Raw genomic sequence first — 14,132 nt, 5'->3', positions numbered from 1 at the left:
CGTAGGGCTACGTGAGTCCCGCTGACGCAATCCCATCGCTCAAAAATATACCTGCCCTGTGAACAGCGGGATGAAGCATCCGCAGCACCACGGGATGCAAATTTTTTCGGTTGGGAATCTGTGAGGACTCACTGATACTTGCCTCCACAACAGGCGCGGGCTTGCCCCCTGTTATCCCCCGCAATCCACCATATTTAGTATTTGATTCAGGAACTCGCACTAGTTCTTGACGGGCGCAACGGAGAGTCCTAGCTTTCGGTCCGTTCGGCGCGAGTGAGTTTGCGTCCCGCCGGCACTCCCCCAAAGGGTCTCGCAAATCTCAACTCCGCCAAGCCAGCCAAAGGCAGCGGATGAGGGCTTGTCTGCCCGCGAAAGGCGGACTTTTCGGGCGCCAGAACGGGCCGGCAAAAGGCTCGAATGGCATCGGTAGAAGTAACGTTGTGGGGCGTTGAACGCATGTCGGGCCCATCCCCTTGGGGGCGGATGTGTCTGGACATGCCGGCGGATGATCGGTGCGCGCATCGAGCCATCGCGTCGGGAGAACAAGAGCCGGATCCACCGGCTGAACTGCGGCGCCAAAGGCCGAATGGCTGACAGCGCCGCGAAACGAAATGTCGACCGGCACGCCTGAACGGAGGCGGGACCGGTCAAAACTTAAGGACGGGGCAAGACGATGCGGATTGAGCGGCGCCACACCACGGCAGGACAGTCACCTTACGCGGGAATCGATTTCCGCCAGACCACGTCGGAGATCAGGAATCCCGACGGCTCGGTCGTGTTTAAACTTGATGGCGTCGAGGTCCCGACCGAGTGGTCGCAGGTCGCCTCCGACGTGCTCGCCCAGAAGTATTTCCGCAAAGCCGGCGTCGCCGCGCGCCTGAAGAAGGTCGAGGAGGAATCCGTCCCCTCCTTCCTGTGGCGCTCCGTGCCCGATACTGACGCACTCGCCGCGCTGCCCGAGAAGGAGCGCTATGTCAGCGAGCTCAGCGCAAAGCAGGTGTTCGACCGCCTCGCCGGCTGCTGGACCTATTGGGGCTGGAAGGGCAAGTATTTCTCGACCGACGAGGACGCCCAGGCCTTCTACGACGAGCTCCGCTACATGCTCGCCATGCAGATGGTCGCGCCGAACTCGCCGCAATGGTTCAACACCGGCCTGCACTGGGCCTATGGCATCGACGGCCCCGGCCAGGGCCACTATTACGTCGACCCCTTCACCGGCAAGCTGACCCGCTCGAAATCCTCCTACGAGCATCCGCAGCCGCATGCCTGCTTCATCCAGGGCGTCGGTGACGACCTCGTCAACGAGGGCGGCATCATGGACCTCTGGGTCCGCGAAGCGCGCCTGTTCAAATACGGCTCCGGCACCGGCTCCAACTTCTCGCGCCTGCGCGGCGAAGGCGAGAAGCTCTCCGGCGGCGGCCGCTCGAGCGGCCTGATGAGCTTCCTCAAGATCGGCGACCGCGCCGCCGGCGCGATCAAGTCGGGCGGCACCACCCGCCGCGCCGCCAAGATGGTCGTGGTCGACGTCGATCACCCCGACATCGAGACCTATATCGACTGGAAGGTGAAGGAGGAGCAGAAGGTCGCCGCTCTCGTCACGGGATCCAAGATCAACCAGAAGCACCTCAAGCTGGTGCTGAAGGCCTGCGTCAACTGCGAGGGCTCGGGCGACGATTGCTTCGACCCCGAGAAGAACCCTGCCCTCCGCCGCGAGATCAAGCTGGCGCGCCGCAGCCTCGTGCCCGACAATTACATCAAGCGCGTCATCCAGTTTGCCAAGCAAGGCTACAAGGACATCCAGTTCGACACCTACGACACCGACTGGGACAGCGAAGCCTATCTCACCGTCTCCGGCCAGAACTCCAACAACTCGGTCTCGCTGAAGGACGACTTCCTCCGCGCCGTCGAGACCGATGGCGACTGGAATCTCAACGCCCGCACCTCCAAGAAGGTGACGAAGACGCTGAAGGCGCGCGACCTCTGGGAGAAGATTGGCTACGCCGCCTGGGCGTCGGCCGACCCGGGCCTGCACTTCAACACCACGATGAACGACTGGCACACCTGCAAGGCGTCCGGCGACATCCGCGCGTCCAATCCGTGCTCGGAATACATGTTCCTGGACGACACGGCGTGCAACCTGGCCTCCGCGAACCTGCTGACGTTCTACAACGCCGAGACCAAGCAGTTCGACGTCAGGGGTTATGAGCACCTCTGCCAGCTCTGGACCATCGTGCTCGAAATCTCGGTGATGATGGCGCAGTTCCCGTCGAAGGCGATCGCCGAGCTCTCCTATGAGTTCCGCACGCTCGGCCTCGGCTACGCCAATATCGGCGGCCTCCTGATGACCATGGGCCTGTCGTATGACAGCAAGGAAGGCCGCGCGCTCTGCGGCGCCCTCACCGCTGTCATGACCGGCATCACCTACAAGACTTCCGCGGAGATGGCGGCCGAGCTCGGCACCTTCCCCGGCTACAAGAAGAACGCCGCGCACATGCTGCGCGTCATCCGCAACCACCGCCGCGCCGCGCACGGCGAGGCCTCCGGTTACGAGGCGCTCAGCGTCAACCCGGTGCCGCTCGACCACGCCTCCTGCCCGCAACAGGACCTCGTCACCCATGCCAAGGCGGCCTGGGATGCGGCCCTCGAACTCGGCGAGCAGCACGGCTATCGCAACGCCCAGACCACGGTGATCGCGCCGACCGGCACAATCGGTCTCGTGATGGATTGCGACACCACCGGCATCGAGCCCGACTTCGCGCTGGTGAAGTTCAAGAAGCTCGCCGGCGGCGGCTACTTCAAGATCATCAACCGCGCGGTCCCCGCGGCGCTCCGCGCGCTCGGCTATCGCGAAGCTGATATCGCGGAGATCGAGGCCTACGCCGTCGGCCACGGCTCGCTCTCCAACGCGCCTGGCATCAACGCCTCGACCCTCAAGGCAAAGGGCTTCACCGATGAAGCCATCGCCAAGGTCGAGAAGGCCCTGCCGACCGCCTTCGACATCAAGTTCGCCTTCAACAAGTGGACCTTTGGCGAAGATTTTATTCGCGACCAGCTCGGCATCGGTGCCGAGGCAATCGCGGCCCCCGGCTTCGACCTCCTCCAGGCCGTCGGCTTCACCAAGCGCGAGATCGAGGCGGCCAACGTCCACATCTGCGGCGCCATGACGGTGGAAGGTGCCCCGCACCTCAAGGCCGAGCACTATGCGGTGTTCGACTGCGCCAATCCCTGCGGCAAGATCGGCAAGCGCTATCTGTCGGTCGAGAGCCACATCCGCATGATGGCCGCTGCCCAGCCCTTCATCTCGGGTGCGATCTCCAAGACCATCAACATGCCGAACGACGCAACTGTAGAGGACTGCAAGTCCGCCTACATGCTGTCGTGGAAGCTGGCCCTGAAAGCCAACGCGCTCTATCGCGACGGCTCCAAGCTCTCCCAGCCGCTCAACTCGCAGCTCATCAGCGATGATGAGGACGAGGACGATGCGGTCGAGAGCCTCTACGAGAAGCCGATGGCCGCACGCGCGACCCAGGTCTCGGAGAAGATCGTCGAGAAGCTGGTCGAGCGCATCATCGTGATGCGCGAGCGCGAGAAGATGCCGGATCGCCGCAAGGGCTACACCCAGAAGGCGGTCGTCGGCGGCCACAAGGTCTACTTGCGAACCGGCGAATATGACGACGGCCGTCTCGGCGAGATCTTCATCGACATGCACAAGGAAGGCGCGGCGCTCCGCTCCTTCATCAACAACTTCGCCATCGCGGTGTCGCTCGGCCTGCAATACGGCGTGCCGCTGGACGAATATGTCGACGCCTTCACCTTCACCCGCTTCGAGCCGGCGGGCCCCGTGCAGGGCAACGACAGCATCAAGTACGCGACCTCGATCCTCGACTATGTCTTCCGCGAGCTCGCGGTGAGCTACATGTCGCGCTTCGATCTCGCCCATGTCGATCCCAACGAGACCGGCTTCGACGCGCTCGGCAAGGGCGTCGAGGAAGGCAAGGAGCCGGACGAGGACGGCGGCCACCACGCGACCCGCCTGGTCTCGCGCGGCCTCACCCGCTCCCGCACCGACAACCTCGTCGTGATGCGTGGCGGCTCCGCCGCCATCGCGCCGGGCAATGACGGCGCCCCCACCGGCGGCAGCAAGGTCACGGCGCTGGCCGCGCACGGCACTAGCGCCCGCGTCGGCGACGCCCTCGAAGGCGCCGTCGCCCTGAAGCAGGAAGCCGCCCACGACCTCTCCCCCACGGAGAAGCTCGAGGCGCTGCAATGGAGCAAGGCCGGCAGCACCGCCCAGACCCTCGTCCCCACCAAGGCCGAGCGCCGCGCCGAAGCCAAGGCCAAGGGCTACGAAGGCGAGATGTGCAGCGAGTGCGGCAACTTCACGCTGGTGCGGAATGGGACCTGTATGAAGTGCGATACTTGCGGCAGCACGACGGGATGTTCGTGAGCACCACGTTATAACCGCAACCTTGAAGAGACCCGCTGATCGAGTCAGCGGGTCTTTTGCGGTTGGTCTCCAGGAAACGTTCAGTTGCAAAGGTGCCCGTCACGGGCGAGCAAACGATGAAGTTTCGACTTCTCTACGAAGGTCCGATTGCACCAAGGCAGCGGGCTAGCCTTGTCGACATCCATGCGATCCGGACCGCTCTCGCTCCTCAAATCCGCGAGCTTTGGCAGCACTCGCCTCTAAGAAGTGAGGCAGAAAAGATGCTAAAGGAGAAATATGATATCCCAGCAAGTCAAATCGGAATTCTAGAAACGCGCGGCGCGACCGTCTTTGCACCCCTGGTTTCGAAGCGCTTAGATTTGATGTGCGAACTCGACATCATTTTCCTGCGAAGGCAAGCACCAGGTCAATTGATCGGCGAAGGCGGGGATATTGATAATCGGATCAAAACCCTTCTAGATGCATTGTCGATGCCGCCGCCAGCGCAACAGAAGCACTTCGAAAATACAATTTCCAGCGAACCTATCCATTGCTTGCTACAGGACGATTCTCTAGTCACCAAATTATCTGTAGAAACAGATCGGCTCCTGAGGCCCGCAGAGAACGAACATGACCTTGTCGCGATCATCGGCGCTAAAATTTCCGCAAGTCGTTTGACTTTCACAAATATTGGTATCGTGAACTAGGGCGCGTAGGATGGGTTGAGCCCTTGCGAAACCCATCAATCCGTCCACCGATGACGATGCATGATGGGTTTCGCAAGAGTTCAACCCATCCTACGAATTACGGTTACAGTGCACTAAATTCGTTTGCTATCGCCGGATCGGCTACTTCGGCTAACTTTCGCATGCGGCCCTGATTAAGTGCACACCGTAATCCTCCAAATTGCCCTTGCGGTCGAGCCCTTCCCTCCTAAACTCCAGTCGTCACCGGCATGGGTTCCGACGGGCCCGGTAGAAGCGGAGTAGAACTTATGCCCAAACCGGAAAGCTTCCCGATCGAGAAGATCTTCGTTCCCACGAAGCAGAAGAAGGCCATCAAGCCCGAGACCGTCGCGGAGGTCGCGGAAAGTATTATGGAGATCGGACAACAGGAGCCCATTTCCATCAGGCTCGACGGAGACCGCCTCGTTCTGGTCGAGGGACTGCATCGGTTAGAGGCCTGCAAGGCGCTCGGCGAGACGACCATTCTCGGTGTCCTGGTCCCGGCAGAGCTTGCTCAAGCCAAGCCGCTGCTCGCCGAAAGACCTGAAGTCGAGGCGGAACGCATCAAGATGGCGCGATTGAAACAGCTGCGCCTGGAAAAGGAAGCCGCGGAGGCATCGACGGCTAGCTTGAAGGGCGCTGGCGCAACGGAAGCGCCGCGCACCCGTCTGGCGAAAGGCGTCCGCGACAATCCGAAGGCATCACCGGGCCGGACTGGGAAGGTGGCACCGAAATCATTGTCGGCCTGGATCACGCAGCAAAAGGGCAGCGGCGGCCGCTATTGATGGCGGGCAATTAGCACATGGAGCGCGTAGCCCGGATGGAGCGCAGCGAAATCCGGGGCGGTATATCCTGTGGCAACATCCAGGATTGCGCTGCGCTCCATCCGGGCTACCAAATTTCAGTGACAGTGCACTCAACTCCTTGGGTCTGATCTTTGCGGACTAATCTCCGAACTCACGCCTCCCCCAACCCGAGAATAAAGCTCTCAAGATCAGGCGCCAGTTGGTTCGTATTCGCGAAATCGGCGAACTCTTCGCCACCGTCCGGCGGCTCACGCTCGTGCTCCCAGTAGAACACGTGGCCATAGCTGTCCGGCTCGAGGCTCAGCAGGAACAGGTCGCCGCCGGGATCGGGCGCGAAGGGGCAGCTCAGGCGGGGGATTCGGTTCATGCTCCGATACATGTCGTAATTGTCGATGACGCCGTAGCTGTCGGTCGGATGGGTCGTGAACAGCAGGTCCAGAACGGTGCGGTCGTTGCGCCAGGGCAGCTCGACGCCGCAGGGCTCGAAGCCCCCGCCGTCGGATTGCGCCAGCAGCGCCTTGTAGGGCGCGGGCAGCGGCGCGCCGATATGTTGTTCCAGCGCGCGGATGGCGTCGGCGGACGCCGGTGGGCGTCGGTTGTCCATGAGATCGAGATAGTTCATGGGCCTAGGCGTCCTGTCCCGTGGTCATGCAGTCGCCGCCACTGGGGCCGAGCGCTCTGTCTATGCTACGTGATCCCGGCTGCATGGTCTTCATGTCTTGATGGTGGCGCCATGCATCATTGTCTCCGCGATTTACGCCCACAGCGCCCATGCCAAGGAAAAGCAAGCTCCTCCTCCGCCTTCGCAGTGTCCGGCGGAGCGTCCAGTGGGCGCGAAAGAAGTTTGCGCGCGCGCCGCGGACGGTCCGGATCACGGGCAGCGTCTTGATCCTTCTGGCAGCCCTCGCGCTCCTCAACATCGCCTATCAGATCTTCCGCAAGCCAACCGAACTCTTCGTCGTCGCCGGTCACGCCCTTGACAAGGAGCCGGCCGAGACCTGGGCGAGCTATGGTCCCCTCTTCCGCAAGCTTTCCACAGCGACGATCACGCCGGAATTGCTGGCCGCGCTGGCGCAGGTGGAGAGTTCGGGCAGTCCGGTGGCGCGCACCTATTGGCGCTGGCGGTGGAGTTTTAATCCGCTGGCGATTTACAAGCCCGCCTCCAGCGCCGTCGGCCTCTTCCAGATGACCGATCCGGCCTTCGCGGAGGCCGCGCGGTTCTGTGTCCGCGGCAATGCGGTCACGCAGACCGGCTGCGGCTCTCCTTTCCCCTACACCCGCGCGGTCCCGAGCCACGCCATCGAGCTGACCTCGGTGTATCTGGACCGCCAGGTGGCGCTGGTCCTCACGCTCGCGGGCGACGTGAAAGCGAGCGCGCAGCAGAAGCAGGATCTGGCCGCCTTCATCCATCTCTGCGGCGCAGGTCCCGCCGCGGCCTATGCGCGGCGCAAGTTTGTGATGATCGCGGGGACACGCTGCGGCGATCATCTCGTCGCGGGCTATGTCGGCCGGGTCAATGCGATGAAACGGCAGTTTGCGCGGCTGGCGGCGGACCAGGATCATTGAAGAGCACAGCCCCGCTCCCGTCCCGCCATAATTTTTCCTTTGCACGCGCGTTGTGTTGGATAGCGGCGAGACCTATCCTTCTTGATCGGACTGCCTCCCATTGACGCCCGACCGGATGGAGAGCGCATCGGTGCCTGACACGAACGACCCCAAACCTGACACCAGCAAGCCTGATGCCCCCAAGCCGGACGAGGCGCGCGATAGCGGGTTCGCGCAGGCCTACGACCGGATCAAGAGCGCGGAGCAGGACCTGGCGCGGCTGGACCGACTGGTTTCCGGAATGGAACGCGAGAGCGAGAGCCCGCGGGCCTCACGTGCAAGCGCCGCGCCGGCGGCAGCCGCCACTCCCGGAGACGAGGCGCCGAAGCCCGATGCCAGGGTTCCGAGCCCCTACGTTCCGAATACCGGGGGTCGCGATCGCGGCTTGAAGAAAGATCCGGCCATGATGCGCGCCTTGGTCATTCTCGTGCTGGCGATCGCCCTGCTCGGTGCCGCCGTCGCTTCGCAATATCGCGATGAGGCCCAATCGATCGGCCAGTCGATCATGGCGCGATGGGCTCCGCCGGCCGCGAGCACGCCCCCGCAGGCGCCCGCGGCGGAAAACCCGGTGCAGCCGCCCGTCGTGCTGCTGGCTGCTGCGGATGAGCCGAGCCCGGTGGCCGCGCCGCCAGTGCCCAAGGAAACGGACAGCGCCCCAAAGTCCGGCGCCGCGGCGCCTGAGGCGTCGTCATCGGAGCTGGCGCAATCGCTCAAGGCCATCACGAGCGAGCTTGCGAGCATCAACGGCAAGCTCGAGCAACTGAAAAGCCGCAACGAGCAGACCCTGCGCGAGCAGGCCGACACCATTCAACAGCTCAAGACAGCGCAAGAGAAGGATGCGGCGGACAATGCGCGCCTCGCCGCACAGGTCCAGGCGCTGCAAACGCAACTGACCGCGTCACCGGCGTCATCCGCCTCTGCAGCCGCCAAGCCCGTCGTGCGCAGTGTGAACAACGATGCGGCTGCGCGTGCCCGGGCGCACGTACCAGACGCCGCGCCACGGCGGCCGAGGCCGCCGCCGCGAGGCCCGTGGATGCCGCCGCCCTACGATCCTTATTACGGCGATCCGGATTGGTGAGCGAGCTGCCGTAGGGTAGGCAAAGCGACTTGTCCGCCGTAGCTCGAAGAGCGAAGGCGGAAGCGTGCCCACGTCTTGGCTGATCGAGGAGAAGACGTGGGCACGGCGCAAGTGCGCCTTTGCCCACCCTACGAAGCTACTATGCTCTCCGCTCGCCTTACCGTATCTCGCTCATCGTCACCTTGGCCGCGATCCCCGTCAGCTCGGGATCTTGCGGCGCAAGCTCCTCATCGGAAGATGGGCCAAACGAGACTCCAGCCATTCTGCGTTTGACCTGTTCGCAGGTCTTGCGCACGTCTTCGGTGAACAGCGCGCATTCTTCGATGCGTTGGAAGATCTTCCGTCCCTCTTCACGATACCCCGCCGCCGTTTCTCGCATGAAGGCGATCGCATCATGAACCTGGGCCGTCAGCGCCTCGCATTTTCGCGCGGCGTCGATCAACTCGGTGCCCATGGCCTCGATCTCTTTTGCAGCGGACTCATAGTCGCGAACGACCGCCTCTGCACTGAGCGCACCGACGCGCGACACGCCCGCGGTGTGCTCGACGTAATCAGGCAAATTAATTGAAGTAATGGAGCTTCCCGAGCGGATCGACGTGATGTCCGCTTCGAGTTGGACCAAGTTCACTCCCTCTCGTCTGTGCAATTGTTCAACACTTGCCACGACTGATCCTCCCGATACGCCCAGAACCCCAAACAGCATCGGGTTTATTACGGGGATAAGTGTCGTTCTACCTCGATGTACTCTTGACAGTCTCCACTTTGCCATTTTTTCCCTATCGCCACCTCTGCACGCAGAGATGACGAGCAATCAAACTTCAACTTATCGGCGTATCAGTTGGAGGAGATGTCGTTTTCTCAAGCTCCGGACCTGTCAAAGACAAATGAACCGGTCCGAATTGCTGCACGAGCCGGGCCCCAATCGAGCGTGGCGGAATCGAGGGCCGCCGCACGCGCAGTGCCGTAGGGTGAGCAAAGCGACTTGTCCGCCGTAGCTCGACGAGCGAAGGCGGAAGCGTGCCCACGTCTTGGCTGATCGAGGAGAAGACGTGGGCACGGCGCAAGTGCGCCTTTGCCCACCCTACGAAGCTACGAAGGACGAAGCGTCGATCACTACCACCAATACGGCCAGCGCCATCCCTCATAGCGAACATAGGACGGCACCAGCGGCGGGCCGTAGGGGTCGACCTTGTCGTCCTCGGGGCGATAGCGATAGCGCGGAACGACATTGTAATCCCACGGCGTCGGCCTCAGCACCGGCGCCGTGACGATGAGCCGCTCTTGCGGGGCGCGAACGACGACGGCTTTCCGCGTCCGCGCTTCCGCGCCTGATGTTGCAAGGCTGCTCAGCACCAGGGCAGTTCCGAGCGCGCAGGCGGCGGTCATTTTTGTCATGCGGTGGTCTCCTTCGCGGCAAGAGTGCAAAAGGACTCGGGGCAAGGCAAGCGAATTTCGCGCGACTTTTTCTGCGGCCATGCTTCGAGACGCCCGCTTAGAGCGGGCTCCTCAGCGACGAGGCGCGCGCTTGGGCGCTTCAGCGCGCGTAGCCCGGATGGAGCGCAGCATAATCCGGGACCAGTGAATCCGGTGGCAACATCCCGGATCGCGCTTCGCTCCATCCGAGCTACGGGAGGCTTGCGAAACCCTACCCCGCATCAACATCCTCAGGCACCGGCCCCGCCACGAGCCCGTCGAGACTGACCATCAGCAGATCGGCGATGTGCATCAGCTGGTACAGCGGAATGTCCGCCTCGCCCTGCTCTGCCTGCGACACGAAGGCGGGGGTGACGCTGAGGCGCTCGGCGAGCTGGGCCGCGGTATAGCCGCGGGTCTCGCGTGCGGCCTTGACGCGCGCGCCGATCCCGAGCCGGTGCCGGGCCTGCTCGTCCGCGGTCATCATGGCCGCCTGCTCGTCCACGCTCGCATAGCCGTCCGCGAACGCGCCGCCGATCAGCCGCTCCTTGCGCCAGGCGAGCCGGCAGCCCTTGCGCAGACCGTTCGAGAAGATCAGCGAAAACTGCTCCGGCACCCATGCCGAGCTGTTCAGAGCCACGCGCGCGCCGGTGCCGGAAACATCGCGGATCGTGCAGGGCACGCTGACGATGCTGCCGGTGCCGTTGTCGAACTCGACCATGCCGGTGCGCAAGGTGTGATGCCTGACTGCGGCGCGATGATCGCTCATGACAGCTCCCGAAAACTTGCGGCGGCGTTTCCAACGCTGCCGAAATCGGGGCGAAGATAGCGCAGAACTTTCCTGCAACTCCTAACCGGCAGCCGCCTCAGCCGGGACTGGATGGCATGGTAAAGGAATTGCTCTCGCGATCTCTTGGATCGTAGCAAGGCCCTACTCCCGCGCGCGGCGCAGGCTCTGCTCCAGCTTCGCCCGCTGCTTGTCCCAACGCGCCTCCTCCGCCGCCGCGCGCTCATCCAGCGCGGCCCGCTCGGCGTCGATCTCCTCCGCCTTCGCATCGTGCTCCCGTCTCGCTTTGTCCAGCGCCGCCTCGGCGAGGGCGACCGCCTTGTCGCGGCGCGCGCGCTCTTTGACGCGGACGGCCTCCTCCTTGCGGCGCTCGGCCTCGCGCCGCCGCTCCTCCTTCTCGAATGCCGCAGCCGCCTTGCGGGCGGGCTGATCGTCGATCTTGCCGGATGATTTCTTGGCGGCCTTGGAGGGAGCCTTCGTCGATCGCGTCTTGCTCTTGGCCTTGCGTCTGGGCCTGGCGTCGTCATCGACGAGATCGGTGGGCAGCTCGGCGCTCTCGGTGAACCGCCCGTCCGATCCCACGGGGCGCCTGAGCACGACGCCTGGCTTTGCCATGGTCGCCGCGACGATATCGGGATCGTCAGTCTCTTTCGCCGCGCCCTGATGGAACAGGTTGGAGCTGGCCCCCCAGGCCTCCAGCGCCGCCTTCATCGAGGGCGCGGCGATGGCCTGGTCATAGAAGCCGAGCGAGGTCTGGTAGGTCTTCAGTTTTCGTTTCGGTTTTGCCGGCATGTGGTCCCGTTATCTCGACTGCCGGCGCAGCGTAGCCCGGATGGAGCGAAGCGCAATCCGGGTCTTGTCTCGGAAGGATGAAATCCCGGATTACGCTTGCGCTCCATCCGTGCTGCGCACTCCGCTCAAAGCGCCTCGCGGACGAGCGGCACCATCGCATCATGCCACTGTTTTGCCCGACGCATCAGAACATTATTCGGCACAACCGAAAACACGAGCCTTATCAAGGCTGTCTCTACTGTGCATGGGGTTGTTTTCGCGATTCGATGTGTCGGAGGTGTTGAGGCAGTCAACTCGCAAGGGCGACATTGCCTCATGGATCAAGCCGGTCGCCAGGATCGCGGCAACCGCATAGGCTCGCGCCCGTCAACGACTCACGGAGGCATCACCATGAACGGCAATCGCTCTTACGGCGTCCGCGTCGAGGGCGCGAAATACGGCGTCGGCTTCGGCTCGGCGCTCGCCATCGCGATCTCCTACACCAACAACCATTCCATCCTGTGGGCGATCATCCACGGCATCCTGGGCTGGTTCTACGTGATCTTCGTCGCGCTGTTTCGGTGATATCGCACCGGCAGCGTCGCAGGCCGCAGCTTTCGCTTGCTTTCCCAAATCCTGCCCCTACGGTCGCGCCGCGAACGAAGCGTTGAGACGAGCGAAGGGTTAGACCAGACTTGCCATGACCGACACGATGAAATGCGCCGCCTGCAGCTCCGAGCACGCCTATCAGGACCGCGATCTCTGGGTCTGCCCGGAATGCGGCCATGAATGGAGCGGTGCGGCGGAGGCGGCGGCGGACACCGCGCAGGACGCGGGCGTGCGCGATGCCAACGGCAATGTGCTCGCTGACGGCGACAGCGTCATCGTGATCAAGGATCTCAAGATCAAGGGCTCTTCCTCGGTGGTGAAGGGCGGCACCAAGGTGCGCAACATCCGCCTGCAGGACGCCAGCGACGGCCACAACATCGCCTGCAAGATCGACGGAATCGGCGCGATGAACCTGAAGTCGGAGTTCGTGAAGAAGGCGTAGCTCGCGCTTACCTTTGCCGCTGCGCCAGATAGAACCCGCACAGCACCGTCACCAGTCCCGCGGCCTGCAGCATCGTCGGCGGCTCGCCGAGCAGCAGCCAGCCGGTGAGCAGTGTCAGCGCCGGCACGCAGGCCGGAAACACCGCCGCGCGGGCAACGCCGAGGCGCTGGACCGAGACGGCGTAGAGATAGAGCGCGGCGGGGCCGGCGAGCGCGCCCTGCGCCAGCGCCTGGATCGCGTTCTCGGTCACGCCGATCGCCGCAACGTGGGCGAGCCCGACGGTTGCGATGTAGACCGGCAGCAGCAGCAGCGACAGCACGTTGATCACCAGCGCAGCCGACACGGCCGAGACGCGCCAGTGGCGCAGAGCTGCGCCGAAGCCGGCGAACATCAATCCGGTGAGCACGAAGATCAAATCGCCGAGCACGCCGTCGGCCCCGATATGGCCGATCGATTCCGCGCCGATCACGCCGAGGCCGCCGACGATGACGACCGCGCCGGCAAGGCGCGAGGCGGAGATGTGCTCCTTCAGCACGACCGCCGCGAGCAGCAGGCCGCCCAGCGTCGCGCAGGAGGGCTGGATCACGCTGCCATGGCCGAGCGGCACGAACAGGAAGCCGGTGTAGGAGATCAGCGACATCACGGGGCCGCCGAGCACCATCAGCACGAGGCCCCTGCTCCAGCCGATGCCGCAGAGATCGGAGATGCCGGCGCGGAACACCAGCGGCAGGAACGCGATCCCCGACCAGACATAGCGATGCACCAGGAGATCGACCGGCGTGAAGCCGAGCTTGAGGCCATGCCGCGTGGCGGCAAAGCCGAGCGCCCAGAACAGCGCCGCGGCAAGGCCGCAAGTGACGCCGAGCAGTGCCGGCGCCGCAATCTGGTTCTGAGATAGAGCGTCGGCGCCGCTCGTTCGCTGGTCCATGGGGTCAAGCCTTATGTCAGCGCGTATATCGGCTCAACCCACGCGGCTGCAGGGCTGGCACGCGGCGGTGATTGTGGGGCTCACGCATCAGCCTCCTGTTCGAAGACCATCTGCCATCCCTTGCGCGTATCCATGTATTCCCGCACCTGCCGGATCCGGTCGCCCGCCACCGTGAACACGAAGCAATAGTCGTTCTCGTAGGGCTTGCCGCCGGGCAGCGTGGCGCGCATCCGTTCCTCCACGATCACGACATCGCCGTCGGCATGGACGCCGCGGAACGCGATATCGATGTTCGAGAACATCCTGTGCATCTCCTGCGCGATGAAGCGCGCGATCTGGTGCGGTCCCACCATGTGGTCGGTGTGATCGAGCGCGACGGCGGTGGCATTGCCCTTCGGCGCGATCCATTCGGCGTCATCGGTGAACAATGCGGCGATGCGCTCGGCATCGCGCGTCGAAAAGATCTTCCACGCGTTCAGGACGATATCTTTTGGGCTGGACATGATGCGCTTCCTCGTTTTCGTTGAGGGGCGCCTTCTAGG

At 63.6% G+C, this 14,132-nt stretch carries 14 protein-coding genes; 7 read left to right on the top strand and 7 right to left on the bottom strand.

Going from position 1 to position 14,132, the window contains the following annotated elements; genetic code table 11:
* Positions 1–673: 673 nt before the first annotated feature.
* From GGD66_RS02575 to GGD66_RS02565, 3 genes are all read left to right on the top strand, one after another.
* The gene (locus GGD66_RS02575; RefSeq protein WP_183256801.1) at positions 674–4,447 is read left to right on the top strand and encodes a vitamin B12-dependent ribonucleotide reductase; all 3,774 of its coding nucleotides are present in this window, start codon (positions 674–676) and stop codon (positions 4,445–4,447) included.
* Positions 4,448–4,563: 116 nt separating this feature from the next.
* The gene (locus GGD66_RS02570) at positions 4,564–5,133 is read left to right on the top strand and encodes a hypothetical protein (protein ID WP_183256800.1); all 570 of its coding nucleotides are present in this window, start codon (positions 4,564–4,566) and stop codon (positions 5,131–5,133) included.
* 287 nt (positions 5,134–5,420) lie between these two features.
* Entirely contained in the window at positions 5,421–5,936 is a 516-nt protein-coding gene (locus GGD66_RS02565; RefSeq protein WP_183256799.1) for a ParB N-terminal domain-containing protein, read from the top strand.
* A gap of 172 nt (positions 5,937–6,108) precedes the next feature.
* Here GGD66_RS02565 and GGD66_RS02560 read toward each other — a convergent pair whose 3' ends face one another.
* Positions 6,109–6,579 (bottom strand): SMI1/KNR4 family protein, encoded by a 471-nt coding sequence (locus GGD66_RS02560; RefSeq protein ID WP_183256798.1) that lies wholly within the window; start codon positions 6,577–6,579, stop codon positions 6,109–6,111.
* A gap of 149 nt (positions 6,580–6,728) precedes the next feature.
* Between GGD66_RS02560 and GGD66_RS02555 the strand changes: the two genes are divergently transcribed.
* Positions 6,729–7,523: a transglycosylase SLT domain-containing protein gene (locus tag GGD66_RS02555; RefSeq protein ID WP_183256797.1), complete on the top strand. Its 795-nt coding sequence runs from the start codon at positions 6,729–6,731 to the stop codon at positions 7,521–7,523.
* 115 nt (positions 7,524–7,638) lie between these two features.
* Positions 7,639–8,640: a hypothetical protein gene (locus GGD66_RS02550; RefSeq protein WP_183257139.1), complete on the top strand. Its 1,002-nt coding sequence runs from the start codon at positions 7,639–7,641 to the stop codon at positions 8,638–8,640.
* 157 nt (positions 8,641–8,797) lie between these two features.
* Here the strand turns inward: GGD66_RS02550 and GGD66_RS02545 are convergent, their stop codons facing one another.
* From GGD66_RS02545 to GGD66_RS02530, 4 genes are all read right to left on the bottom strand, one after another.
* A complete protein-coding gene (locus tag GGD66_RS02545; protein WP_018322976.1) occupies positions 8,798–9,343 on the bottom strand; it encodes a hypothetical protein in 546 nt (181 codons plus the stop codon).
* A 410-nt stretch (positions 9,344–9,753) separates the two neighbouring features.
* Positions 9,754–10,035, bottom strand: a complete 282-nt coding sequence (locus tag GGD66_RS02540) for a hypothetical protein (protein WP_018322975.1) — start codon at positions 10,033–10,035, stop codon at positions 9,754–9,756.
* 250 nt (positions 10,036–10,285) lie between these two features.
* Entirely contained in the window at positions 10,286–10,822 is a 537-nt protein-coding gene (locus GGD66_RS02535) for a helix-turn-helix domain-containing protein (protein ID WP_183256796.1), read from the bottom strand.
* A gap of 162 nt (positions 10,823–10,984) precedes the next feature.
* Positions 10,985–11,632, bottom strand: a complete 648-nt coding sequence (locus GGD66_RS02530) for a cell envelope biogenesis protein TolA (protein WP_183256795.1) — start codon at positions 11,630–11,632, stop codon at positions 10,985–10,987.
* 390 nt (positions 11,633–12,022) lie between these two features.
* Here GGD66_RS02530 and GGD66_RS02525 point away from each other — a divergent pair, with 390 nt between their 5' ends.
* Both GGD66_RS02525 and GGD66_RS02520 read left to right on the top strand, forming a co-directional pair.
* The gene (locus tag GGD66_RS02525) at positions 12,023–12,196 is read left to right on the top strand and encodes a hypothetical protein (protein WP_177237474.1); all 174 of its coding nucleotides are present in this window, start codon (positions 12,023–12,025) and stop codon (positions 12,194–12,196) included.
* Between the two features lie 115 nt (positions 12,197–12,311).
* Positions 12,312–12,662: a zinc ribbon domain-containing protein YjdM gene (locus tag GGD66_RS02520; RefSeq protein ID WP_183256794.1), complete on the top strand. Its 351-nt coding sequence runs from the start codon at positions 12,312–12,314 to the stop codon at positions 12,660–12,662.
* 7 nt (positions 12,663–12,669) lie between these two features.
* On the opposite strand, the gene GGD66_RS02515 is transcribed toward GGD66_RS02520, so the two are convergent.
* Positions 12,670–13,590, bottom strand: coding sequence for a DMT family transporter (locus GGD66_RS02515; protein WP_183256793.1), 921 nt, complete (start codon positions 13,588–13,590; stop codon positions 12,670–12,672).
* Between the two features lie 80 nt (positions 13,591–13,670).
* Positions 13,671–14,093 carry a nuclear transport factor 2 family protein gene (locus GGD66_RS02510; protein WP_183256792.1) on the bottom strand — a complete coding sequence of 141 codons (423 nt, stop codon included), beginning with the start codon at positions 14,091–14,093 and terminating at the stop codon, positions 13,671–13,673.
* Positions 14,094–14,132 lie beyond the last annotated feature (39 nt).

It is taken from the genome of Bradyrhizobium sp. CIR48, from assembly GCF_014198315.1.
GTDB lineage: Bacteria > Pseudomonadota > Alphaproteobacteria > Rhizobiales > Xanthobacteraceae > Bradyrhizobium.
This window is presented reverse-complemented; position numbering and strand designations above follow the sequence as displayed.

Coding starts and splice junctions, on each gene's coding strand:
- GGD66_RS02545 (WP_018322976.1), bottom strand. CDS start 9,343: ATGCTGTTTGGGGTTCTGGGCGTATCGGGAGGATCAGTCGTGGCAAGT.
- GGD66_RS02520 (WP_183256794.1), top strand. CDS start 12,312: ATGACCGACACGATGAAATGCGCCGCCTGCAGCTCCGAGCACGCCTAT.
- GGD66_RS02575 (WP_183256801.1), top strand. CDS start 674: ATGCGGATTGAGCGGCGCCACACCACGGCAGGACAGTCACCTTACGCG.
- GGD66_RS02510 (WP_183256792.1), bottom strand. CDS start 14,093: ATGTCCAGCCCAAAAGATATCGTCCTGAACGCGTGGAAGATCTTTTCG.
- GGD66_RS02565 (WP_183256799.1), top strand. CDS start 5,421: ATGCCCAAACCGGAAAGCTTCCCGATCGAGAAGATCTTCGTTCCCACG.
- GGD66_RS02535 (WP_183256796.1), bottom strand. CDS start 10,822: ATGAGCGATCATCGCGCCGCAGTCAGGCATCACACCTTGCGCACCGGC.
- GGD66_RS02525 (WP_177237474.1), top strand. CDS start 12,023: ATGAACGGCAATCGCTCTTACGGCGTCCGCGTCGAGGGCGCGAAATAC.
- GGD66_RS02530 (WP_183256795.1), bottom strand. CDS start 11,632: ATGCCGGCAAAACCGAAACGAAAACTGAAGACCTACCAGACCTCGCTC.
- GGD66_RS02570 (WP_183256800.1), top strand. CDS start 4,564: ATGAAGTTTCGACTTCTCTACGAAGGTCCGATTGCACCAAGGCAGCGG.
- GGD66_RS02540 (WP_018322975.1), bottom strand. CDS start 10,035: ATGACAAAAATGACCGCCGCCTGCGCGCTCGGAACTGCCCTGGTGCTG.
- GGD66_RS02555 (WP_183256797.1), top strand. CDS start 6,729: ATGCCAAGGAAAAGCAAGCTCCTCCTCCGCCTTCGCAGTGTCCGGCGG.
- GGD66_RS02550 (WP_183257139.1), top strand. CDS start 7,639: ATGGAGAGCGCATCGGTGCCTGACACGAACGACCCCAAACCTGACACC.
- GGD66_RS02515 (WP_183256793.1), bottom strand. CDS start 13,590: ATGGACCAGCGAACGAGCGGCGCCGACGCTCTATCTCAGAACCAGATT.
- GGD66_RS02560 (WP_183256798.1), bottom strand. CDS start 6,579: ATGAACTATCTCGATCTCATGGACAACCGACGCCCACCGGCGTCCGCC.